The 22,345-nt window shown below is 33.9% G+C and carries 18 protein-coding genes and 1 rRNA gene; 14 read left to right on the plus strand and 5 right to left on the minus strand.

What is annotated here, in order from left to right; translation table 11 throughout:
* Positions 1-75: ribosomal RNA gene (locus BC781_RS00005) — 16S ribosomal RNA — on the minus strand; the annotation flags it as partial.
* Positions 76-842: 767 nt separating this feature from the next.
* Here BC781_RS00005 and yaaA point away from each other — a divergent pair.
* The 3 genes from yaaA to BC781_RS00020 all read left to right on the plus strand — a co-directional run bounded on the left by yaaA (position 843) and on the right by BC781_RS00020 (position 3,796).
* On the plus strand, positions 843-1,613 hold the full coding sequence (yaaA, locus tag BC781_RS00010) for a peroxide stress protein YaaA (protein ID WP_109615198.1): 771 nt from the start codon (positions 843-845) through the stop codon (positions 1,611-1,613).
* A gap of 34 nt (positions 1,614-1,647) precedes the next feature.
* Positions 1,648-3,222, plus strand: coding sequence for a S8 family serine peptidase (locus BC781_RS00015; protein WP_158281353.1), 1,575 nt, complete (start codon positions 1,648-1,650; stop codon positions 3,220-3,222).
* 139 nt (positions 3,223-3,361) lie between these two features.
* Positions 3,362-3,796 carry an FKBP-type peptidyl-prolyl cis-trans isomerase gene (locus tag BC781_RS00020; RefSeq protein ID WP_109615200.1) on the plus strand — a complete coding sequence of 145 codons (435 nt, stop codon included), beginning with the start codon at positions 3,362-3,364 and terminating at the stop codon, positions 3,794-3,796.
* Between the two features lie 124 nt (positions 3,797-3,920).
* Here the strand turns inward: BC781_RS00020 and BC781_RS00025 are convergent, their stop codons facing one another.
* Positions 3,921-5,309, minus strand: coding sequence for a hypothetical protein (locus tag BC781_RS00025; protein WP_109615201.1), 1,389 nt, complete (start codon positions 5,307-5,309; stop codon positions 3,921-3,923).
* Between the two features lie 273 nt (positions 5,310-5,582).
* Here BC781_RS00025 and BC781_RS00030 point away from each other — a divergent pair, with 273 nt between their 5' ends.
* Together BC781_RS00030 and BC781_RS00035 are read left to right on the plus strand one after the other, a co-directional pair.
* The gene (locus BC781_RS00030; RefSeq protein WP_109615202.1) at positions 5,583-5,813 is read left to right on the plus strand and encodes a hypothetical protein; all 231 of its coding nucleotides are present in this window, start codon (positions 5,583-5,585) and stop codon (positions 5,811-5,813) included.
* A 242-nt stretch (positions 5,814-6,055) separates the two neighbouring features.
* On the plus strand, positions 6,056-6,646 hold the full coding sequence (locus BC781_RS00035; RefSeq protein ID WP_158281354.1) for a biliverdin-producing heme oxygenase: 591 nt from the start codon (positions 6,056-6,058) through the stop codon (positions 6,644-6,646).
* A 4-nt stretch (positions 6,647-6,650) separates the two neighbouring features.
* On the opposite strand, the gene BC781_RS00040 is transcribed toward BC781_RS00035, so the two are convergent.
* The gene (locus tag BC781_RS00040; RefSeq protein ID WP_109615204.1) at positions 6,651-7,259 is read right to left on the minus strand and encodes a HupE/UreJ family protein; all 609 of its coding nucleotides are present in this window, start codon (positions 7,257-7,259) and stop codon (positions 6,651-6,653) included.
* 137 nt (positions 7,260-7,396) lie between these two features.
* Here BC781_RS00040 and BC781_RS00045 point away from each other — a divergent pair, with 137 nt between their 5' ends.
* From BC781_RS00045 to BC781_RS00075, 7 genes are all read left to right on the plus strand, one after another.
* The gene (locus tag BC781_RS00045; RefSeq protein ID WP_158281355.1) at positions 7,397-8,071 is read left to right on the plus strand and encodes an SOS response-associated peptidase; all 675 of its coding nucleotides are present in this window, start codon (positions 7,397-7,399) and stop codon (positions 8,069-8,071) included.
* A gap of 256 nt (positions 8,072-8,327) precedes the next feature.
* Complete coding sequence (locus BC781_RS00050; protein WP_109615206.1) at positions 8,328-9,095, plus strand: EI24 domain-containing protein; 768 nt, start codon at positions 8,328-8,330, stop codon at positions 9,093-9,095.
* 74 nt (positions 9,096-9,169) lie between these two features.
* On the plus strand, positions 9,170-10,054 hold the full coding sequence (locus tag BC781_RS00055) for an NUMOD4 domain-containing protein (protein ID WP_109615207.1): 885 nt from the start codon (positions 9,170-9,172) through the stop codon (positions 10,052-10,054).
* 170 nt (positions 10,055-10,224) lie between these two features.
* Positions 10,225-12,858: a TonB-dependent receptor gene (locus tag BC781_RS00060; RefSeq protein ID WP_109615208.1), complete on the plus strand. Its 2,634-nt coding sequence runs from the start codon at positions 10,225-10,227 to the stop codon at positions 12,856-12,858.
* A gap of 2 nt (positions 12,859-12,860) precedes the next feature.
* Positions 12,861-13,682 (plus strand): DUF4249 domain-containing protein, encoded by an 822-nt coding sequence (locus BC781_RS00065; RefSeq protein WP_109615209.1) that lies wholly within the window; start codon positions 12,861-12,863, stop codon positions 13,680-13,682.
* A 559-nt stretch (positions 13,683-14,241) separates the two neighbouring features.
* Positions 14,242-15,579 (plus strand): ammonium transporter, encoded by a 1,338-nt coding sequence (locus BC781_RS00070; protein ID WP_245935557.1) that lies wholly within the window; start codon positions 14,242-14,244, stop codon positions 15,577-15,579.
* A gap of 123 nt (positions 15,580-15,702) precedes the next feature.
* On the plus strand, positions 15,703-16,881 hold the full coding sequence (locus BC781_RS00075) for a porin (RefSeq protein WP_109615210.1): 1,179 nt from the start codon (positions 15,703-15,705) through the stop codon (positions 16,879-16,881).
* A 159-nt stretch (positions 16,882-17,040) separates the two neighbouring features.
* Here BC781_RS00075 and BC781_RS00080 read toward each other — a convergent pair whose 3' ends face one another.
* Complete coding sequence (locus BC781_RS00080; RefSeq protein WP_109615211.1) at positions 17,041-18,255, minus strand: saccharopine dehydrogenase family protein; 1,215 nt, start codon at positions 18,253-18,255, stop codon at positions 17,041-17,043.
* Between the two features lie 363 nt (positions 18,256-18,618).
* Between BC781_RS00080 and BC781_RS00085 the strand changes: the two genes are divergently transcribed.
* Both BC781_RS00085 and BC781_RS00090 read left to right on the plus strand, forming a co-directional pair.
* Positions 18,619-19,086, plus strand: a complete 468-nt coding sequence (locus BC781_RS00085) for an NDR1/HIN1-like protein (RefSeq protein ID WP_109615212.1) — start codon at positions 18,619-18,621, stop codon at positions 19,084-19,086.
* Positions 19,087-19,153: 67 nt separating this feature from the next.
* Entirely contained in the window at positions 19,154-20,962 is a 1,809-nt protein-coding gene (locus BC781_RS00090; RefSeq protein WP_109615213.1) for an AMP-dependent synthetase/ligase, read from the plus strand.
* A gap of 84 nt (positions 20,963-21,046) precedes the next feature.
* On the opposite strand, the gene BC781_RS00095 is transcribed toward BC781_RS00090, so the two are convergent.
* Entirely contained in the window at positions 21,047-22,312 is a 1,266-nt protein-coding gene (locus BC781_RS00095; protein WP_109615214.1) for an AGE family epimerase/isomerase, read from the minus strand.
* Between the last annotated feature and the right edge of the window lie 33 nt (positions 22,313-22,345).

A 22,345-nucleotide genomic window follows, 5' to 3' on the forward strand; every position in this document is an offset into this window, starting at 1 on the left:
CTGTTACCCCTCGACTTGCATGTATTAAGCCTGCCGCTAGCGTTCATCCTGAGCCAGGATCAAACTCTCCATTGTAAGATCCTTAACATGTATATTTCAACATGTCGCTGTGTGACTCTAAGGTTGACTTCGTGTTTTCGATAAAATAACCTTGAAGACTAATCTCCAGAGTCACTTACCTGATTACTACATAACTATTCTTTCAAAGAACTTTTGAGACTTTCTATCAGAATTTTAAAGCATTTAAAACTCTCAATCTCAATGTAAAAACTGACTTCTTCAGCCTCTATTTATTTCGTTTTCTGAGTCGTTTTCCTCAGAAGACGGATGCAAAGGTAAGAACTTTTTCTTTTCAACTCCAAAACTTTTTTCAAGTTTTTTTTTTGGAGTGTTTTGAGAAGCATTTCTTCAAAACCTTTACGCATGACATTGTTTTACGTCTTTTCTGTGATCGTTTTCACCAAAGACGGCTGCAAAGATAAGAGATTTAATTCGATCTTTCCAAATCTAATTTTGTTAAGCGATTTAAATAAAATGAACTGACTTCATTTTCAGCATTAAAAAACTTAAGCTCTTTCTTATTTCTTTAGCAAACTGGTGCTTGAATCTCGTTTTTCAAGCGTGCTTCTCGTTTGAAGCGGGTGCAAAAGTGAGGGTTTTATTTGGACTGTGCAAATCATTTCAATTAAACACATGCAAATGGCTTGATTATCAGATTGAATAATTCAAACTATAGATTAATACTATCCAACTATAGAAAGATAAACTAACTAAAACTAGTTGAGAAAGATGGATTCTGATTACTTTTACTCTCATAATTAAAAGACTAAACAATAGAGAATATGATTAGTATTATTTCCCCTGCGAAAACACTAGATTACGAAACAAAGGCGAATACTTCTGATTTTACGATTCCAAACAAACTGCAAAAATCAGAACAACTGATAAAAGAACTCCGAAAACTAAAAGTTGAAGATATAAAGGGATTGATGAAAATTTCTGATGATTTATCAGCTTTAAACCATCAGAGATTTCAAGATTGGCATAAAGACTTTAGTATTGACAATGCTAAACAGGCTGTTTTAGCATTTAAAGGAGATGTTTATGTTGGACTTGATGCATACAACCTTAATGATAAAGATTTTGAATTTGCTCAAGACCATCTAAGAATTTTATCTGGCTTATACGGAATACTAAAACCATTGGACCTTATCCAACCATATAGATTAGAAATGGGTAGCAAGTTCTCATTCAAGGAGTATAAACACTTATATGATTTTTGGGGTAACTCACTTACAGAAGAAATAAATCATGAATTAGAATCCCACAACTCTAAAAACATTATAAACCTTGCCTCTAACGAATATTTTAAAGCAATAAAAAAGAAAGAATTAAATGCTGAAATAATTACTCCAATTTTTAAAGACTCTAAAAATGGACAATATAAAGTAATTAGCTTTTTCGCGAAGAAAGCGAGAGGTAAAATGGCTGCTTTTATTATTAAAAATCAAATTGATCAAGCTGAAGCACTCAAAGATTTCAATGATGAAGGCTACATCTTCAATCAAAACTTATCTAAAGGCAATGAATGGGTTTTCACAAGAGAGGAATAATACTCCTCTCTCCCATTTTTTAAAAATTACAACTATGAAAGTCTTCATTACAATATTTTTTATCTTATCCACTCCGCTACTTTCATTTGCTCAATCTGAATACAAGCTTATTCTTTTAAAAGATAAAACATCGTCAAACTATTCAATTGATACCCCCTCAGAGTACCTCTCTGAGAAATCTATCCAAAGACGGAAAAAACAGAATATTCCAATTAACGAAACAGACCTCCCTGTATCCAATTATTATGTAGAAGAAATTAAAGAAACTGGAGTTGAAATTGATTACACAAGTAAATGGCTTAATGCTGTTTTAGTTAAGGGGAATGATGAACAAATAGAATTGATTAGGAATCTAGACTTTGTTGGGAACATAGCTTCTCTTACTTCAAAAGCAAATGATTATTTTCAGAGCCCAAATGAACTAGAATTTAATGGTAGCAACTCGGTTACTACAACTGAATTGCAAAATAAACTATTAGGGATACCTCAGATGCATCAAGATGGATTCAAAGGTGAAGGAATTAACATTGCTGTTTTTGATGCAGGTTTTATACACCGAGATTGGAATTCTTATTTCGGGCACATTAATATTAATGATGAATATAATTTCGTAGGTAAGAATACAGACATTAATCTATATCATCATCATGGATATTCAGTATTATCTACGATTGCATCTTATAATAAAAATGAAATGATAGGTACGGCATACAATGCTAACTTCTCTCTTTATATCACCGAAGATGTTTCTAACGAAACTCGGCTAGAGGAGCTTTACTGGTTGTTTGCGGCAGAAAGAGCTGATAGTGCAGGGGTTGACATCATAAACTCATCTTTAGGGTATTTTACTTTTGATAATTCATCTGAAGATTATTTTCAAGACGAATTAAATGGTAAGACCTCATGGATAAGTTTAGCTGCAAATTTTGCATCAACAAAAGGTATGCTTGTAGTTACTAGTGCAGGAAATGAAGGCAATAAAAATTGGGAGAAAATTATATTCCCTGCCGATTCCCCATTTGTACTTAGCGTAGGTGCTATAAAAAGCGATATGGATTTAGCTGCATTCAGCTCCATTGGCCCAACCGCAGACAACAGAATAAAACCTGATGTAGTCGCATTAGGACAATTAGCTACTGTCCTGAGTAGCTCATCTAACCCCGTTCTTTCAAATGGGACCAGCTATTCTGCTCCTCAAATTGCTGGACTTGCTGCCGGACTATGGCAAAGACAACCAGAGTTAACAAACTTGGAGTTAATTGAATTGATTAAAAGCTTAGGTAATAATAAGCACACCCCAAACAATAGCTACGGGTGGGGTCTACCCACCTATGATTCATTGATCACTTCGATAGAGTCTCCTTTAAAAAACATTAATGTTTACCCAACTCTTGTTGAGGGCAAACAAATAAGTATCCATAATATCCCACAAAATGTAAATGATCTAACTTGTAACATTTACAATATTGAAGGTAAAAATATAGGAATACACCATTTTAAAAGCCCTAATGAAATAGTAACGGTTAACATTCCCAATAAACGCCAAGTCTATTTTTTGCAAATTATTGCGGGCAATGCACAAAAAACCATACGTATCTTTAAGAAATAGTCACAACCTTAAATATTTGCTGATTTCTTAGTAAGAATCTAAGTCCACAAATAGCAAAACAAACTAATTATATAGAATATGCCATAGATTCTCAGCCATTCTATTATCTTTGAGCTTTCAAATCACGAATCATAATATAATGAGCGTAGCAAAAAAAGGTGACAAAGTAAAAGTACATTACGTAGGTACTTTCGACGACGGAGTAAAATTTGATTCATCTGTTGATAGAGGAGAGCCAATCGAATTCGAAGTTGGCGCTGGTCAAATGATCAAAGGTTTTGACGTTGCTGTTGAGGGAATGGAGTTGAACGAAAAGAAAAATGTTCACATCCCTTGCGAAGAAGCTTACGGACCTGCTTCAGAAGAGAACGTGGTTAAATTCCCTATTTCTCAAATTCCAGAAGGAATGAATCCTAAAGTAGGTGATCAGCTACAGCTCTCTGATCCAGAAGGTAGACCAATCCCTGTTGTTGTAAAAGAAATCAACGCTGAGGAAATCATCTTGGATGCAAACCATCCAATGGCTGGTAAAGACCTTAACTTTGAAATTGAATTAGTAGAAATCGTTGGATAATTACTTAAAAGTTCATTTCGTAAAATCCTTCTCAACATCATTTGGGAAGGATTTTTTTTATCAAAAAGCCTAACCAGTTCAACTGATTAGGCAAACACACACTTACAAATACATACAGCTAGTTTTATATCTTAACTTGAAGCTGTAAAATAAACATTCCTTTATGATCATCAATTGTCAAAGACTCACTATTATAAATTGGCCTTGTAGAATACTGTCCTGTTACTTTTAGGTTGTTTCCATGAATCAAATAGTGCATACCTAAATCACCCTGCCATGAAGCTTCATTCAAACCTTCTAAATCTTTATAAGTAGCAGCAGCAAATGGCATCAGTTTTTTATTAGTATTTGGAATCACATATCCAGCATTCAAATAAAATACATTACCTGTACCAAAAGTATACTGTTGAATTCCTCCCCCTTGAGCCGGAACCACATCACTATTTGGATCATTTGCAGCAAAACCTCCCATTACAGTTGTTTTCCACAAATAATTATCTCCATAGTCATAATGATAAAAAGCAGAATAAACTGTCAAGGCACTTTCATGTGGTAAAGGAGTCTCAAACAAAACATCTGCAGCTACAGCAGATTGACTATGAAAACTCACATCATTTGGAGATTCTTCAGAAACAATTGCAGAAGCATCATTTACGTACTGAAAACCCGCTCCAAGATTAAGAATCAGACCTTTGTTGCCAAAATAACTCATCGCTTTATATGGAGTAGTTGCTACCTTTTCATTGTAGAAAAAGTTATAAGAAACATATCCTTTATATGAGAAATTATTGTGATATGTATTTTGAGCTACACCGTAATTCTCAGGATTAGATTCAACCAATTCTAATAATTCATCTTTTGTATATATTTTAGAAGAACCACTTTCTAAGAATGGCTGATTAACTGCAAACTGATACTCTAAACGACCTGCTTTACCTTGCCAAAATACACCAACTTGACGAACAACCTGATCACCTACATTTACATTTGGAAAATTAAATCCAGGATTATCTAATGTCATAATAGAGGCATAACTCACATTTGATAGCCTTGAAAGACCATTCCACATATGAAGCCCTGCTCCTATATACATATCTTTAGCTATCTTATATTTCCCCCAAAGTGAGTGAAAATGCATCCCCTTTCCATTCGTTCCGTAAGTAGGATAACTAGTATTACCAAATTGAGTGTAGAAAATAAGTTTATTGTCAAAGTTTGCCATCATTGAAGCACGCAATCTCCGCATCTCAAAATCACTGTAATGATCGATTGCTTCCCCTGTATTTTTATCAATTGTCCCAGGATTCATTTCCATAGACCTAAACCAAAAGTTCATTCCCATACCAAATGAAAGATAAGAAGAACCTGAGTCATTTAATTTCAGTTTCAAACCTTTACCTAAAACGGCTAACGGATCTTTATTCTCCTCTTTTTTCTCCCCAATCTCTTGTCCATATGTAGTTACATATAATGTAATTAAGACTACACTGAATAACCATTTTAACTTTTTCAAAATATCTCTTGTTTGTTGCTGTGTATCTCCTAACTAAAGGATAATTATTAGACACAAATTTCATCCTTTAAGGATTTTTAAGAAGTGAGAACAATCACCTATTCATGGTAATCTTTTATTCATGAATAAATACAAGTAAAAAACACACTGACTATAAGTACATTAAGCACAAAAAACTACCCTTCATTTAAAAAAGAAAGGCTACAATATATAATAAGTAAAAGTTTTACGTTTTTCTATAGTAAAATGCCAACATCTAAACTACTTCACATAATGCACTTCAAAAATCTTTCATTAGATAATAGAGCTGAATTAATATTCACTTATGGTACATATCTTGGTTATCAGTTAGAATACAACATGTTAAAAGAATTATTTTACTACAAAGACCTTTATGTAGAAATGATTTATGAAATGGGAACAGATTTTATTTTAGACATCAGAACGATTGAATTTAATCAGATTGATGAAGATTATCACTTTAGTCAAAGATTCGCTCTTTAAAAAATAATAATCTACATTCTTTCATACACGGTTCAATAACTACTTATACACTTCATAAATTATTTATATTATCATAAAATTGACTCGTATAAAGTAACATTTGCATAAAACGGATAGCATTGCATGGATTTTCAGACATTAGAAGAAGATTTCTTACAGAGATATTAAATTGATAATACTAGATCTCTCGAAATCATTCTTTTACTATCAACCCAAAAGCCATGTCTGTTCTAATGAATACGATGAGCAAAATCCGGAAGGAGACCCAAAGTCAACGAATAAACATTGAAAATCATTCGTATTGGAGTCAAATAAGAATGCAAATACTTGACAGATCAGCCTACAACGAACTCATCTTAAAAAACTACTCTTTCTACCGGATCATTGAAAAAGAGCTAAAAGATAAACTTGATAAAGAACAAAGCCCTCTCATCTTTAAAAACAGAAAACTCCGGTCAACTATTTTAGAAGATGATATCATTCAAATTGGCCTCGAAAATATTGCTGAAAGTATTATCCTACCAGGAAAAGTAGAAATTCATAATTTCTACGAGGCACTAGGCGTACTTTATTCAATAGAAGATATATCCCTTCTCAATATCATGTTCAAAAAAGATCTTGATTTGAATAAAAGCATTAGCCAGCAGAAATTAAATTTCTTTGATAACCTCAATCACAATGTTTCTCAAAATTGGACTACTGTCACACAATTAATTGAAGAATATTGCGATTCATATGAAAAAACAAAGCAACTCATCGAAAAATCTAATGATACATTTAGATTCTACAATAAGTTGCTCAATACGGATTTATTCTTACAAGAAGCGTTCTAATTATTTACCACCTTTCTATCATCATCTGACAAGCCAATGTAAAAGCTCCACCTGAAATCCAAAGATTCCAATCTCGCTGTCTAGCTCTGAGAAACTCAACTACAAATGTTGACACCAATAATAGAACAAGAACAATAGCGATTTGCCCCAATTCCAAACCAATATTAAATGACAATAAAGGCAATACAATTTCAGCTTCTTTCCCTAAAAGGCTACTTAAATAGTTAGAAAAACCTAATCCATGAATCAAACCAAAAAGTAAAGCTGAGGTGTATCTCAATATATCTTTATTAGCAGTCTTTGAATTTCTATTTTCATATATTCTATTCTTAGAATTCTTATTATAGAAAATATTAGAAAAAGCAGTAAGTGCTATTGTCAATGGAATTAAAAATTCAATTAGACTTGCATTCACATCTACTACATCCAATACTGCCAACACTAAAGTAATACTATGCCCTAGAGTAAATGCTGTTACCAACCAAAGTACTTTCTTCCAATCCACAAGACTATAGATAGCACCCAAAGTCACAATAAATAATATATGATCATAACCATTCGGGTCAGTGATATGCTCTAAACCTAACTTTAAATAAATACTTATCTCCTCCATGTTCTGTGTGTTATTTTAGTTGCAATCAAAAATAAGAAAATTTATAGGAAATCATTAGATTCAAAGGGATTTCCACAATGTTATATCACAATAATTTCATACCTTATCCGTACTTACAATCAAAGATCAACATTATCATGTGTGGTAGATATAGCTTAATTACAGATGAAAAAAGTCTTTTAAAACAATTCAGATTAAAAGACTCAACCAAACCTATAATTCCAAGATTTAACGCTGCACCAGGTCAACTACTCCCAGTTGTCACAAATTTAAACAAAGAAAAAATACAACATTTTCATTGGGGATTTATTAGTAAATTCAACAGCACCCTAAAACCAATAAATGCACGTACTGAATCGATTAGAGAGACTAAAATGTTTCGGAATGCATTCAACACTCAAGCTTGTATTGTTTTTGCTGATGGTTATTATGAATGGGAGAAAAATGCAAAACAGAAAATACCATATAGGATTCAATTAGAAAGTAAAAAAGTGTTTGCTATGGCTGGAATTTGGAGCACGATTAACACTTCAAATACGATAATTGAGTCTTTTTCCATCCTTACAAAACCCGCTTCAGAAAGCATAAATAAAATTCATGATAGAATGCCCGTTATCCTTAATGATCAAAATATTGACTTATGGTTAGACAATAATCTCAGTACCAATCAACGTTACGACCTAATCACAAACCCTAACATTCTAGATTTGAGTTTTTATACCGTAAATCCTAAAATTGGTAATGTTCGTAATGATTCAAAAACGGTGATTGAACCTTACAAATACTACAAACAAAAAAGTTTATTTTTATAAAAAATGCAACCAAAATATTATATCTCCGTAGCTAAAGAAGAAAGCTACAATAACTTAGCTTCGCACAGTTTAAACAAATATTTACGTTCGTTCCTTTTCATATTACAATATTTTATTCTATAATCGCACATATATTAAACTTATATCCCTAAGACATCATAGAATATATGGGAATCTGAGTTTTAAATCATCACATAATAGTATACATCTACACACATTAGAATAATCATCTGTTCAATAAAGAAGCCGAAGACTTATGTTCAGTGAAACGACCAAGGATAAGCGTTCTTCAGCTACATTTATTTCAGCTTTGAGGACATATCCCCTAGCAATAAAGTGGCTATTCGCTGATGGTAAAAAATATTTATTTCATTTTGGAGTAATTGCTCTATTAGTTATCCTTCTTTTAGGATTCTTTGCTAGTCAGACAAGTTATTGGACTTCTCAGTGGCTAAGCACATTTTTCTCTGAAAGCTATGGAGGTGAATACGGCCAATATTACACCATCCTTACTGGAATACTTATTTTCATTCCACTTATATGGATAAGTACCTACTTGTATAAAACACTTTATCTGTTATTTGCAGGATCGTACATCAATCTATTTGGAGAACATATTTACTCTGATTTGTTGAAAAAACCAGCTGCTAAAATTTCTTTTGGATCTGCTCTAAGAAGTTTTTGGATAATTTCAATTCCGATTATATTTATTGAAGTTATCATTACTACATTACTAGGAGGAATTAGCCTTATTCCTGTGATTGGAATTCCAGCAGCTATACTAGGTATGATTATGAGTAGCTATTTTTGGGGTGCTAGTATGTTTGACTTATACCGAGAAACATCAGGAGTAGACATACCTACTCGAAAGAGAGATTTAAAATCTAATAAGATGTTTTCAATAGGAAATGGCATTGGCTTTTTTCTATTATTACTTATACCGATTGCAGGACTCTTTATTGCTCCAGCCGCTTCATTTGTTGCAGCTTTTATGGCTGCTGATAAAGCTGAGATTTCAAGGTAATTAAAGTCATTTATTGAATGTTCGATCAACAATTTCACTAAATAATTAGATAACTTAAGAAACAATCCATTGTTATGAAACCAAACGATCATGACAAACAGTCAACAATAGAAGAAATCGTGGAGGAGTGGAAACAACTAGACTTCACAGACCACAAATATGAGATTTCCAATTATGGAAAAGTAAAATCATTCGCCAGAAATAGTAAAGGTGAGCTTATAAAAGGGCGTGATTCTACAGGATATTTACAATTAGACTTACGAGTTAAAGGGAAAAGAAAATCGTTCTTTATCCATAGGCTTGTAGCTGAATATTTCTGCCGTAAATCATATGCAAATTCTACTATCGTTATCCACAAAGATGGCGATAAGAAAAATAATCATTTCTCAAATCTTGAATGGTGTCTACCTGAAGAACAGATCAAGGTTAAAAGAAAATATTTACCTAAGCATCTACATAGTAAGTTAGGAGGTAGTGTCAGTAAAAAATCTGATAAAAAACCAGAAGATGGAAAAGACTACTTCATGTTTGGGGATAAATACCATAGAATTTCAGACAATGGTAGCTGTTTATTTATTCGTGTAAAATTCGGAGATAAGTGGAAAAGCTTAGCCCTTGCCGAAATTATCATGGAACGAGACGACAGACCAAAACCTTCAAATAAACACAAACTAGGATATATAGATTGGGATTATAAAAACTTAGATCCTAATAACCTTATTTGGGAAACTCAAGCCGATAAAACTGAACGTTTATATGACGTCCGTCCTCTTCAAAAGGAACGAGTAAGACAAATGGGGTTATCGCACACTAAAGATATTCACCCAAAAAAGAAACAGAAAATAGATGAGTATTTGAGTAAAGGAAAGACAGTTAGTTTTATTTCTAGAGTCTTAAATATGCCTTACTCAAGAGTTAGAAAATACGTTTTAGCTCAAAAAGAAACTGAGCAAAGTTAATTAGATGAAGACTACCCACTGTGGTAGTCTTTTTTTTAACCTTTTCCTTAATATGATTTCTTTGTAGAAATCGTATATTTACCTATAACACTATATTAAATACTATTTCTCAATATGTGTTTATATTTTCATTCAGACTAAGCATCATTCAAACTATTGTATTATCCATAATGTCTAAGGACTTCTTTCATAAATTTTTTCTGTTTTTTTTAACTTTCACCTTTCTATTCTTTGGGCACATCAAGAAATCCATTGCTCAAAGCGAAAAACTATATACACTTACTATTTCAGATCTATCTTATGAAGAAGCAATAGAAAGTATTAGTAAAACGACCGACTTAAATTTCATTTATAGTTCTGATCAAATTCCTCAAATCAAAAGGGTAAACATACAGCTAAAAAAAGAACCGATATCAAAAGCTCTAAACCTTCTATTCGATGGAAAAAAATTATCTTATAGATTAAATGGAAATGATGTCATCATCAAAACAATCACAAAAGCTGAAAGAGAGAAATTAAAATCCGTATTAAGTGGTGTAATAAAATCTGCTGACCAAAAAGACCGTTTGATCGGTGTCTCTATTTATATAAATGAATTAAAATCAGGAACTATCTCCAATGAAGATGGTAAGTTTTCACTAGCTATACCCAAAGGAAAATACACATTCCGTTTTAGTTATCTAGGATATAAACCCATCCAAAAAATTATTGAACTAGATGGAAATAAAGAGCTTGAAGTCTTGATGGAAAGTAAAGACGAAGAGCTTGAAGAAATTTGGGTCTATGGTAAAGAAGAAGAATGGCACATCCGAAAAATGGAAAGTAGCAACGGTATAAAAGGCTACTTTGTAAAAGAAGCTCCTGCCATGCTTGGAGAAGCTGATGTAGTAAAATCACTACAACTGCTTCCCGGAATTACCGGAATAGAAGGACACCCAGGTTTTTATGTAAGAGGTGGAAATAACGGACATAATCTTATGCTTCTCGATGATATCCCAATCTATGGGAGTTCTCATATGCTAGGCTTCTTTTCTATTTTCAATCCTTACATTGTAAATGAAGTAGAACTATATAAAGCAGGATTACCAGCTAGATACGGAGGACGATTATCCTCAGTGACCAATGTGAGTTTAAAGGAAGGTAACAATGAAAGACTTGCAGTTTCTGGTGGCTTAGGTTCTTTAGCAAGTAATCTTATGCTTGATGGACCACTCTTTAATAAAAAAGCTAATTTCGTTTTTGCAGTAAGAAGAAGTTATATTGACTTATTATTCAGAGATATTTCAAATACATCCTCAGCTACCAATGACCTTTCATTCTTTGACTCAAACTTTAAATTCAGTTATGATTTCGATAAATCTAATTCATTTGATGTCGAATCTTACTTAGGCTCTGATCATACTGGAGTCAAAAATATATTATCTAATGATTGGTCTAGTTACTTTATTTCTGGAAAATGGACACATACATTTTCCCCTCAACTTTACGCAAAACTTTCGGGTTGGCATTCAAAATACAATGCAGAATACAGTGTAAACTTCATTCAGCTTTTAGGTTATAAATCTGGCTACTCAATTAAAGATAATGGGCAAAAGTCCGAACTGCTTTATTATCCCAGCCCAGAAACAAGCATTGTTCTTGGCAATGAACTCATCTCTCATACATTTGACTATGGAGATATTCAACCTATATCTGATGTTACAGTTGTAGATGGAAAACCAGCAACACCACAAAATAATCTTGAAACCAACTTCTATGGAAGTATCGAACAGCAATTAGGAACCAGATTCTTTTTGCGAGCAGGATTGAGATACTCTAGATTTACGAGTATTGGAGAGGCTAGAGAATACGTATACGATTATCACGAACAAGACATCAATGGAAATTTCTACACAATAACTGACACTCTTTTCCATGGCAAGGGAGAAAGATACCATTATTATGATAATTGGGAACCCCGAATTTCCCTCAATTACATTGTTAACAACCAAAGTTCAATCAAACTTTCCTACGACAAGACTGTTCAATACCTTCACCAGTTAACCCAAACTAACACACCATCAGATGCACAAACTTGGGTACCATCAAATAGATATTTGAAACCTGAGATCAATCATCAATTGTCTTTTGGTTTCTATCATTCACTACCTAAACTAAAGTTAGAGTTCTCTTTAGAAGGCTATCATAAGCAGATGTACAATATTCTTGACTACAGACCTAACGCTGATCGTCAACTTAATGATAACTTTGAAACTCAATTATTATCTGGAGAAGCTTCAGCAAAAGGATTAGAATTTCTTGTAAGAAGGAACAAAGGTAGACTTACAGGCTGGGTGGGCTACAACTTAGCTTTTGTAGACCAACAAATAGATGGGATAAATGATAACAATCTTTATCCTGCAAATAATGACAGTAGACATCAAGTCAATATTGTAGGTAACTACAAATTCAATGATCAGATAAATGTTTCAATGAATTGGAACTACGCATCAGGCCTTCCATCTACTTTTCCAGTAGGAAAATACGAACAAGATGGTTTCATCATTCCATACTATTCTGAAAGAAATGGCTTCAGACTACCACCAACCCATCATTTGGATGTTGCCGTGACAGTATACAGAAGGATGAATCCATACAAGAAAAATGAAAGTAGTTTTCAATTTTCAATTTATAACCTATACGCAAATAAGAATACTTATGCCTATATATTTAGGCAAAGTGAAACAGACCGAACACAGATAGAGGCGGTAAAAATCTATTTATTTACCATTTTACCTTCATTTTCATATCACTTTAAATTTTAGACATGAAACACCCATACCTTATATTATCAATCTTTATCATCACTTTTTTCAATTCTTGTGAACAACTAATAGACTTAAAATTAACCTCTATACCACCAATACCTGTAGTTGATGCTTGGATTTATAGTGATTCTGTTTTTGCTTATATCTCTGAAACTACTCCTTATGATAATAATAACAACACTCCTTTATTAGATGTAGACTATATCAAATTAGAAGTAGGTAATAATTCTATTTATTTGAATAAAATAGAAACTGGAAAATATGGTGTTAAGCTCTCTGAAACACCACCTTCATTTACCCCAATTAACTTAGAAATTAAAGTAAAAGACAACACATTTATATCTGCAAGTAACTCTTTACCTTCAAAAGTAGCTATAGACTCAACTTACACTGTTTACAAACCACAAGGAGGTATTTGGGGATCTGGGTATTATATCACGATTCTTTTTGAGGATATTTTTGAAGAAGAAAACTTCTATAGAATCAAAATCTTTAACAATGGTATAGAACTAACCGCAAACAATATTTTATTGGAGTCAGATATCAATAAAAATGGCGTTCAAATTCCATACGAGTTACCTTATGCTTTTTCATTAAATGATTCAGTAGAGGTTGAATTATTAAGTCTATCAAAGTCTAGCTATCAATATTTAGTAAGTCTTGATCAATTAAGTGCAATCGGAAGCCCTTCTCAAAGTACCCCTGAAAATCCTCCTTTCAATGTAAAAGGTGATGCTATTGGTTTTTTTGGTGCTGCCACAAAAGATCAAAACAAATTACGTATTCACGTAGAAAATGATTCTTCAGTATTCTCCAATTAATACACCAAACTTACTTAATCTCTTAACGAACACAGCTTCAGCTTAAAAACTCTTAGTAAAGAATGAAATTCGCATTATAAATAACACTATAACAACTTCAAATTGAATCTTTACAAGTATTTTTAACACTTGTTAAATTTAAATATATTTATTTTAAAACCCCTTCATTTACAATATTCACATTAATCAGTGTGTTATTTTTTAATTTACGTAATTATGTAAATATTTTTCACAATTCTTTTCATTTACTAAGTATTTACTTAATTTTACATTAAAGAAATAGGAAATATTATTAATTAATTTCGTTTCTAATCAATCCCTCAAAATAATATTCCTTTTCCTGACAACTAACATCATTTAATTACTCTAAACCATACTGCACATGAATTCTACTAAAACAACAAATTTAAGTATATACACTTAACACAATTACTCTTTAGTTAAGAACATTTCTTCGTGAGCTTTGCTCACACTTAAAAAATCATCGCTGCCATTTTTTCCCTTTTGTCACAAAAGGGGTTGGCTAAATACATTCTAAAGTTTTCTAAAAACTATAATTATGCTTATTACTCAAAACTTGATGCATGTAGCCTCAACATTTGCGGCTGAAGCTACTGCTGGAACTGCTGCGACAGCTGAATCTGCTGCAACTCTTGCGTCTCAAATTTCTGCAAATGCACTAACTACCAACAATGTATGGATGATGCTTGCTACAGCATTGGTATTCATCATGCACCTTGGTTTCGCTGGTGTAGAAGCTGGTTTTACGCAAGCTAAAAACACTGTAAATATTCTATTCAAAAACACACTTACTCCTGCTATAGGTCTCCTATCTTATGCGGTTGTAGGTTTCGTTATGATGTATCCATCTGAATGGATTGTTGATGGTGTATTTGGTATTGGTTTCGGACTTTCTGCTCCTACTGGTGCTGATGGATCTTTAGACCTTACTTACAATGCTGGTTATACGTATTGGACTGACTTCCTTTTCCAAGGTATGTTTGCTGCTACTACAGCTACTATTGTATCTGGTGCTGTTGCTGAAAGAATCAAAATCAGCTCTTACTTGATTTTCACTGCTATCTACGTAAGCTTTGTATATCCTTTAGTAGGATCATGGCACTGGGGTGGTGGATTCCTTGCTGAACTAGGTTTCCATGACTTTGCTGGTTCAACTATTGTACACTCTGTAGGTGGATGGGCTGCTCTTGCTGGTATCATCGTTTTAGGTCCTCGTTTAGGAAAATATACAAAAGATGGTAAAGCAAATGACCTTCCTGGTTCTTCAGTGCCTTTGGCTGTAATTGGTGTATTCTTATTATGGTTAGGATGGTTCGGATTTAATGGTGGTTCTGTATTGAGCGCTGACCCTGCATCAACTTCTCTTGTATTGGTAACTACGTCTCTTTCTGCTTGTGCTGGTGCTGTAAGTAGTATCATCGCTGCAAAATTATTATTGAAAAGACTTGATCTTGGAATGGGACTTAACGGTATCCTTGCAGGTCTTGTAGGTATTACTGCTGGTGCAGATTTGATGAGCCCAATGGAAGCAATCATCATCGGTTTGATCTCAGGTGTTATCGTAGTTGTTGCTGCAATTTCTCTTGATAAATTGAAACTTGATGACTGTGTAGGTGCGATTCCTGTACACTTAGCAACTGGAGTATTCGGTACTTTAGCTGTAGGTATTTTCGGTTCTAAAGCTGGTATGGATCAAGTGATTAACCAATTGATCGGAATTGGAGCAATCGGAGCTACATCATTTGTATGTTCATTCATCATCTTCAAAGGACTTGATATGATCAGAGGTATCAGAGTTTCTGAAGAGCATGAGAAAACTGGTCTTGATAGCCACGAACATGGCATGAGAGGCTACACTATCGTCTTCGACGAATAGAATTGACGCTACATTACTATTATATACTTACTTTTCTTAAGCATGGAGCTTAATCCCCTCCATGCTTTCCCCCCTACTGCATATAGAACTCTACTATATATATAAACCAAACACTCTACTATTATGAAAATTCTTAATCTAGTAGTCACAGGACTATTACTGATCTCGTACACCCAATTGTTTGCTACAGACAAAGACAAGGACAAAGAGAAATCTAATGAAGTAACAGAAGAAACTAAAGTTGATGCGCCTGTTTTTGGAGGTCTTCAAATTTCAGGTTTCGTTGATACTTACTACAAGATGAACTTTGGCGAATCTGGCGTACCTACTTCGTTTATGGAAGAAAGTAATTCGTTTGCTCTAGGTATGGCTAATATTGTTTTATCAAAACAAACAGGCAAGGTAGGATTTGTTGCTGATCTAGCATTTGGTCCAAGAGCTGAAGTTGCTAATGGTTACACAGGTATCTACACTGATTTATCAACTGGTGAAGGAGTTTCATCTCCTACATTATCGATAATTAAGCAATTGTATGTTACTTATTCTCCAACGGAGAAATTAACTTTTACAATGGGTAATTTCTCTACGTTTGTAGGTTACGAATTGATTGATTCTCCAGGTAACTTCAACTACTCTACTTCTTACATGTTCTCAAATGGTCCTTTCTACCACACAGGGGTAAAAGCTGACTATGCCATTTCAGATAAAGTTGGCGTTATGGTTGGTGTATTCAATGAGACTGACTCAAAAATGTCTTTCCAAGATCCTAAGTTATATGGTGCTCAACTTTCATTTGCACCAAATGAAAAGACGGCAATCTACTTAAACTACTTAGGAGGTAACTATGAATACAGTGATATCGATAAAGATGCTTTTGCTCAGATCGACCTTACTGCTACATTCCAAGCGAATGATCAATTATTGATTGGTGTAAATGCTACAAACCAGTCATGGAATTACCAAATGGAGGGACAAGACGATATTAAAACTTCATGGTTTGGAGGAGCTCTTTATTTGAATTATATGCTTACTGAAACAGCTGGAATCGGTTTCAGAGGTGAATATATTGGCGATGATGACGCACTAATTCTAGGAGGTTATGATACAGGTGATGTAGAAGATATGGGCGGAAGTATCACTTCATTCACTCTATCAGGAAACATCAACATAGGAGACCTTAAACTTATACCAGAAGTTCGTTATGATATGGCTTCAGACAATGTTTCTGAATTCCTTGACGGCGATGGTATGGCGACTAACTCAACAGGCTTCCTAGGTTTAGCGGCTGTTTACAGCTTCTAACATCGCAGTATGATAAATCTGTTCCTAGTGGAAACACAAGAAAGAGAACAGTAAATTACAACACCTTACAGACAGATGTTTGTAGGGTGTTTCTTTTTAAAAGAAAAAAGACAACGAATATATCGCTGTCTTTCATCTTAACTACACCCTTTGAGATTATTAATAATAATCTTCGTGAGGTAAAATAGGATTGAATTCTTCTTTCCAAGGTAAACCTTGTACATTCAATTGGTGCATAAATGGATCAGGGTTGAACTCTTCTACATTATAAACACCGGCTCCAGACCACTCTCCTTTCAATACCATCATGGCACCGATCATAGCAGGCACGCCTGTAGTATAAGCAACTGCTTGCCCTCCGACTTCCTTGTATACTTCTGCGTGGTCACAGTTGTTATAAACATAATATGTTTTTTCCTTACCATCCTTTAGGCCTTTCAATTGACAACCAATAGATGTTTGCCCTTCGTAATTCTCTCCTAGTTCAGATGGCTCAGGAAGAACAGCTTTAAGGAACTGAAGAGGAACAATTTCTTTTCCTTCATAAATAATTGGATCAATACGAGTCATTCCAACATTTTGAAGCACTTCTAAATGCTTGATATACTCTTGTCCGAAAGTCATCCAGAAACGAGCACGTTTCATATGAGGAATATTTTTCACAAGAGATTCCAATTCTTCATGATAAAGCAAATAAGATTCTCTAGGACCAATATTAGGATACTCAATTGGTTTATGAATCTCTAGAGGCTTTGTTTCTACCCAAGCTCCTTTTTCCCAAAATTTACCATTCTGCGTAATCTCGCGAATATTAATCTCGGGGTTAAAGTTTGTAGCAAATGCTTTCCCGTGATCTCCAGCATTACAATCTACAATATCCAAGAAATGTATTTCGTCAAATTGGTGCTTTTGGGCAAATGCTGTAAACACACCAGTAACTCCAGGGTCAAAACCACACCCTAGCACTGCAGTAATTCCAGCTTCTTTAAATCTTTCTTGATAAGCCCATTGCCAACTATACTCAAACTTAGCCTCATCAATCGGTTCATAGTTAGCGGTATCCAGGTAATGAACCTTTGTTTCCAAACATGCATCCATAATCGTTAAATCTTGATATGGAAGTGCCACATTGATCACAATAGCAGGTTTTACCTTATTGATTAGTTCCACTAATTCTGGAACATTATCAGCATCAACTTGAGCTGTGGAAATTTCCACGCCTGTACGTTGCTTTACTTCAGCTGCAATCTCATCACATTTGATTTTACGGCGACTAGCCAAAGTAATTTCAGAAAAAACTTCTGAATTCATCGCACATTTATGAGCTACGACGTTACCTACGCCACCAGCTCCAATTATCAATACTTTACTCATTTTCTATGAATAGAATTTAACCTATCCTTTCAACACATACACGATTGAAATAATTTTATTATTAGCTTAAAACCATGTTTGTATTTAGGCTAATAGCTAACTTTTCCGCAAAAATAGAAGGTCAAACCAAAACTGCAAAAGAGTTGTCAGATTTGATTGACAATTGTCAAGTATTCATTTAAAAAGGCGTGATTTTAACACCTTATTGGCTTAATTATGAAAATTTCTCTCCATTAAATCATATCATATGTGAAAAAAAACATATTTTTGACCTGTATTAGTGTTTATGCTCTGTGTAGTAACATTGAGTGTTTATTATTTTTCACTCGATAATGTAAAACAACATTTTATTACCTAAAATTTATGGCTAAAAGAAAGAATTACTTGTCGCTTATTGTTTTATCATTACTAATGATTTTTGGTCTTGTTTCATGTAAGATTCACGAACCAGAATTTAAGAGCATAGATAACCTGAGTGTTAAACGTATAAGTAGCGGAGACATCCTACTTACTGCAGATGCTGAATTTTACAACCCGAATGGGATTAAAATGGCTCTAGACAGCGTAAGTATTGATGTAATCATTAACGATGAGATTGTAGGTTCAATCAATCAACCTTTGAAAACAACAATGCCATCAAAAGCTGATTTCACACTACCTTTGGAGGTTAGATTTCCTTCAAAGAAGTTATTCAGCAATGTATTAGATGGTCTTTTCAAGGTTCTATCGAATGAAAAATTTGAAGTGAAATATAATGGTTTTGTTCAGACCAAAGCAGTAGGTATTCCTGTAAAAGTACCTGTGAGAGCAAAATCGACCATTGAGATTTAGAAAATACACTGTCTGTATTTTTTAAGTATTATCAAAAAACATAACAAACAAATCAAAGTAGCAAAACATGAACGATTCAAAAAGAGTGCATCTCGTTGAGGCGATAAGGGCTAACGTTCAGAAGTATGGAGAGCGAGCTGCATTCAAATATCAATCTCCAGGATCAAATGAATGGGTTGCCACTTCTTGGAAATCCTTTGGTGAGAAAATAGATAAATTAGCAAAGTCTCTAATCAAACTTGGGGTTAAATCTCAAGAAACGATTGGTATCTTTTCTCAAAATATGCCACAATGGTCTATCACAGACCTTGGCGCACTTAGTGTAAAAGCCATCACAGTTCCTATTTACGCCACAAATACAGCCGAACAAGCTAGTTATATCTTAAAAGATGCTGCTGTCCGAGTATTGTTTGTTGGAGAGCAGGATCAACTTGATAAATCCCTAGAAATTCTTGATCAACACGAAGAACTACTGAAAATTGTAGCCTTTGAAAAAGACATTGATCTTAGAGGTTGTCAGAAAGCAATTCATTTTGATGATTTAATTGCTCAAGAATTCACTGCTGAAGAAGAAGCCGAATATCAAGAAAGATTAGCAAATGCAAAATTTGACGATCTTCTTACCCTAATCTATACTTCTGGTACTACAGGTACGCCTAAAGGGGTAATGCTAGACTACAGCAACTTTGCTAAAACTTTTGAGATTCATGATATCCGAGTTCCTGTAAATGAGTCCGACCATTCTTTATGTTTCCTTCCACTTAGCCACGTTTATGAGCGTACATGGAGTTTCTATGTATACTACAACGGAGCTACAAACTTCATTTTGAAGGATCCAAAGCAAATTGCACAAGCAATTCCTGAGGTTGCACCAACAGCCATGTGTTCTGTTCCTCGTCTTTATGAAAAAATCCATACAGGAATTCTTCAAAAAGCTGGACAAGCAACTGGCGTTAAGAAAAAGCTATTTGATTGGGCTATTGCTACAGGATTAGAATTTGTTGAGCACAAAATTGAAGGAACTTCTCCTTCTATCATCTTAAAAGCTAAGAACTCAATTGCCGACAAACTTATTTTCTCAAAATTGAGAAATGCCATTTTTGGTGGTCAACCTCGTCTACTTCCTGTAGGTGGTTCTAAACTTTCTGATGAAATCACGAAGTTTATGCATGCCATCGGTCTTCCTATCAATTATGGGTATGGAATGACTGAGACTGTAGCTACCGTTTCATGTTTTGTAGAGAATGAGACACCTATCGGTTCAATCGGTACACCAATGCCAGATGTTCAAATTAAGATTGGTGATAACAATGAAATCTTAGTGAAAAGTGAAACAGTAATGAAAGGTTATTACAACCTTCCAGAAGCTACTGCTGAAGTTTTCACAGAAGATGGCTGGTTCAGAACTGGAGATGCTGGTTACATCGATTCTAAAGGTCATATGGTACTTACAGACCGTATCAAAGACTTGATGAAGACCTCTGGAGGTAAATATATTGCTCCTCAATTAATTGAAGCAAAAATCTCAAATGACCAGTTTGTAGAACAAATTGCAGTTATTGGAGATGAAAGAAAGTACGTTTCTGCTTTGATTGTCCCTGCCTTTGAAGCGTTGGAAGAATATGCTAAAAACATGGGTATCATGTTTAAGAACAGAAAAGAATTGATCGAAAATGTTCAGATCAAAGAAATGTTCGATCAGCGTATTGAAGAACTTCAAAAGAGCTTGGCTAAATTCGAGAAAATCAAGAAGTTCACTCTTTTACCAGCAGAGTTTACAATTGAAAAAGGTGAAATCACTCCTACACTTAAAGTTAAGCGTAAAGTAGTGATTGATAACTATAAGAAACTGATTGAGAAAATGTATAAACATTAATCTCAACTTTGTTTAAAAATAAAAGAGTCATTCCGATTTTAATCAGAATGACTCTTTTTGTTTATCTAAAAATTGACTTTTACCTTACTCACTTTCTTTCTCCATCAGAAAACGAATCATTTCAGTTGTATGATAAGTAGATTTTCCGATACTGCCTTTCCACTCTGTCCTCACAGGCTCATTATCTTTAGTGATAAAGAAATACTCTCCACCATATTTATGGTCTGGGAAATGACTGAAAAAGAAATTCTTTAGCAACTTTAACTCTTTTTCATATCGATCATCTTTCACTAAAGATAATGCTAAAATAGCTTCAGCATGTTGCCACCATGTTTTTCTTTCATCTAAGATTTCATTTGTGAATGGATTTACCTCGCTGTAAAAACCATTTTTAATTTTCCCTTCATGATAAATACTTCTCTTATTCAGCGTAGCTTCTAATATTTCAATTCCTCTTCTTTGATATTTCTCGATTTCTTTATCTGTAAAAAAAGTAAATCGATCAGTTCTTAGAAAAAGAGAGGCTAACTGAAAATTATGACCAGGGGTAACTGTAAAACATGGCTTATTTGGATCTTCAGAATTGCAAACTGACCAATCATCATTGAATTTGACATTCACCCAATTTGTGTCTTCATTCCATGCATTTTTATAAAGAAGTGCTATATTTTCTTGAATGAAAGGCTCATACTTCTTTCTATTCTCTTTGTCAGCAAGCCATAAATTGGCTGTATAAGCTGTTATCGGATACATCAGAGATTGTAAGGATTTACTGCCCGATTGTCCACCTTTCCCTATCTCATAGTTACTCCAAAAACCACCATTAGTTACATCATGGAATCGTGATACAAAACCATCGTGTAAAGCATGGATTTTTTCTAATAGCGCTTTATTAGGTTTTTGTCTGTAAAATTCACTCAAACCACACAAACCATAAGCTTGTTGCCAAATATCTAAAACTTGAGTTGAATCCTTTACCCCATTTTCAATTGAAGAAATAGAATAAAGCCCAATAGTGTCAGAAGCAATCAAAGATTCTAACTGGAACTTGATGAGTCGTTCAGCTTTATCTAAATTTTCTGGGTAAAATTCTGAGGTATATGACAAACCATAAATCAATCTACTCAGAGCAACTGTATATACTTTTTCAGACTGTAAATTCCCTTCATTATCAAGCTCGGAATAATACACACCCAAGGAATCATTCCAAGCATTTTTATCAAAAAAGCCAATTAAGTTTTCGATATTCTGCTTATAGACATCTGGTAACTTTGGTGTACTAACTTCTTTTTGGGGAGCACAAGAAAATACTGTCAGAAAGAAAACAGAAAGTAATGTTTGTCGAATCATAATTTAGTTTTGATCATTATTTAGACAAAACTA

The sequence above is a fragment of the Sediminitomix flava genome, from assembly GCF_003149185.1.
GTDB lineage: Bacteria > Bacteroidota > Bacteroidia > Cytophagales > Flammeovirgaceae > Sediminitomix > Sediminitomix flava.

Bases quoted from the DNA above. Each gene is read 5' to 3' on its own strand.
- BC781_RS00035 (WP_158281354.1), top strand. From the start codon at position 6,056: ATGAGCAAAATCCGGAAGGAGACCCAAAGTCAACGAATAAACATTGAA.
- BC781_RS00045 (WP_158281355.1), top strand. From the start codon at position 7,397: ATGTGTGGTAGATATAGCTTAATTACAGATGAAAAAAGTCTTTTAAAA.
- BC781_RS00060 (WP_109615208.1), top strand. From the start codon at position 10,225: ATGTCTAAGGACTTCTTTCATAAATTTTTTCTGTTTTTTTTAACTTTC.
- BC781_RS00085 (WP_109615212.1), top strand. From the start codon at position 18,619: ATGGCTAAAAGAAAGAATTACTTGTCGCTTATTGTTTTATCATTACTA.
- BC781_RS00050 (WP_109615206.1), top strand. From the start codon at position 8,328: ATGTTCAGTGAAACGACCAAGGATAAGCGTTCTTCAGCTACATTTATT.
- BC781_RS00080 (WP_109615211.1), bottom strand. From the start codon at position 18,255: ATGAGTAAAGTATTGATAATTGGAGCTGGTGGCGTAGGTAACGTCGTA.
- BC781_RS00065 (WP_109615209.1), top strand. From the start codon at position 12,861: ATGAAACACCCATACCTTATATTATCAATCTTTATCATCACTTTTTTC.
- BC781_RS00020 (WP_109615200.1), top strand. From the start codon at position 3,362: ATGAGCGTAGCAAAAAAAGGTGACAAAGTAAAAGTACATTACGTAGGT.
- BC781_RS00095 (WP_109615214.1), bottom strand. From the start codon at position 22,312: ATGATTCGACAAACATTACTTTCTGTTTTCTTTCTGACAGTATTTTCT.
- BC781_RS00075 (WP_109615210.1), top strand. From the start codon at position 15,703: ATGAAAATTCTTAATCTAGTAGTCACAGGACTATTACTGATCTCGTAC.
- BC781_RS00070 (WP_245935557.1), top strand. From the start codon at position 14,242: ATGCTTATTACTCAAAACTTGATGCATGTAGCCTCAACATTTGCGGCT.
- BC781_RS00030 (WP_109615202.1), top strand. From the start codon at position 5,583: ATGCACTTCAAAAATCTTTCATTAGATAATAGAGCTGAATTAATATTC.
- BC781_RS00040 (WP_109615204.1), bottom strand. From the start codon at position 7,259: ATGGAGGAGATAAGTATTTATTTAAAGTTAGGTTTAGAGCATATCACT.
- yaaA (WP_109615198.1), top strand. From the start codon at position 843: ATGATTAGTATTATTTCCCCTGCGAAAACACTAGATTACGAAACAAAG.
- BC781_RS00055 (WP_109615207.1), top strand. From the start codon at position 9,170: ATGAAACCAAACGATCATGACAAACAGTCAACAATAGAAGAAATCGTG.
- BC781_RS00090 (WP_109615213.1), top strand. From the start codon at position 19,154: ATGAACGATTCAAAAAGAGTGCATCTCGTTGAGGCGATAAGGGCTAAC.
- BC781_RS00015 (WP_158281353.1), top strand. From the start codon at position 1,648: ATGAAAGTCTTCATTACAATATTTTTTATCTTATCCACTCCGCTACTT.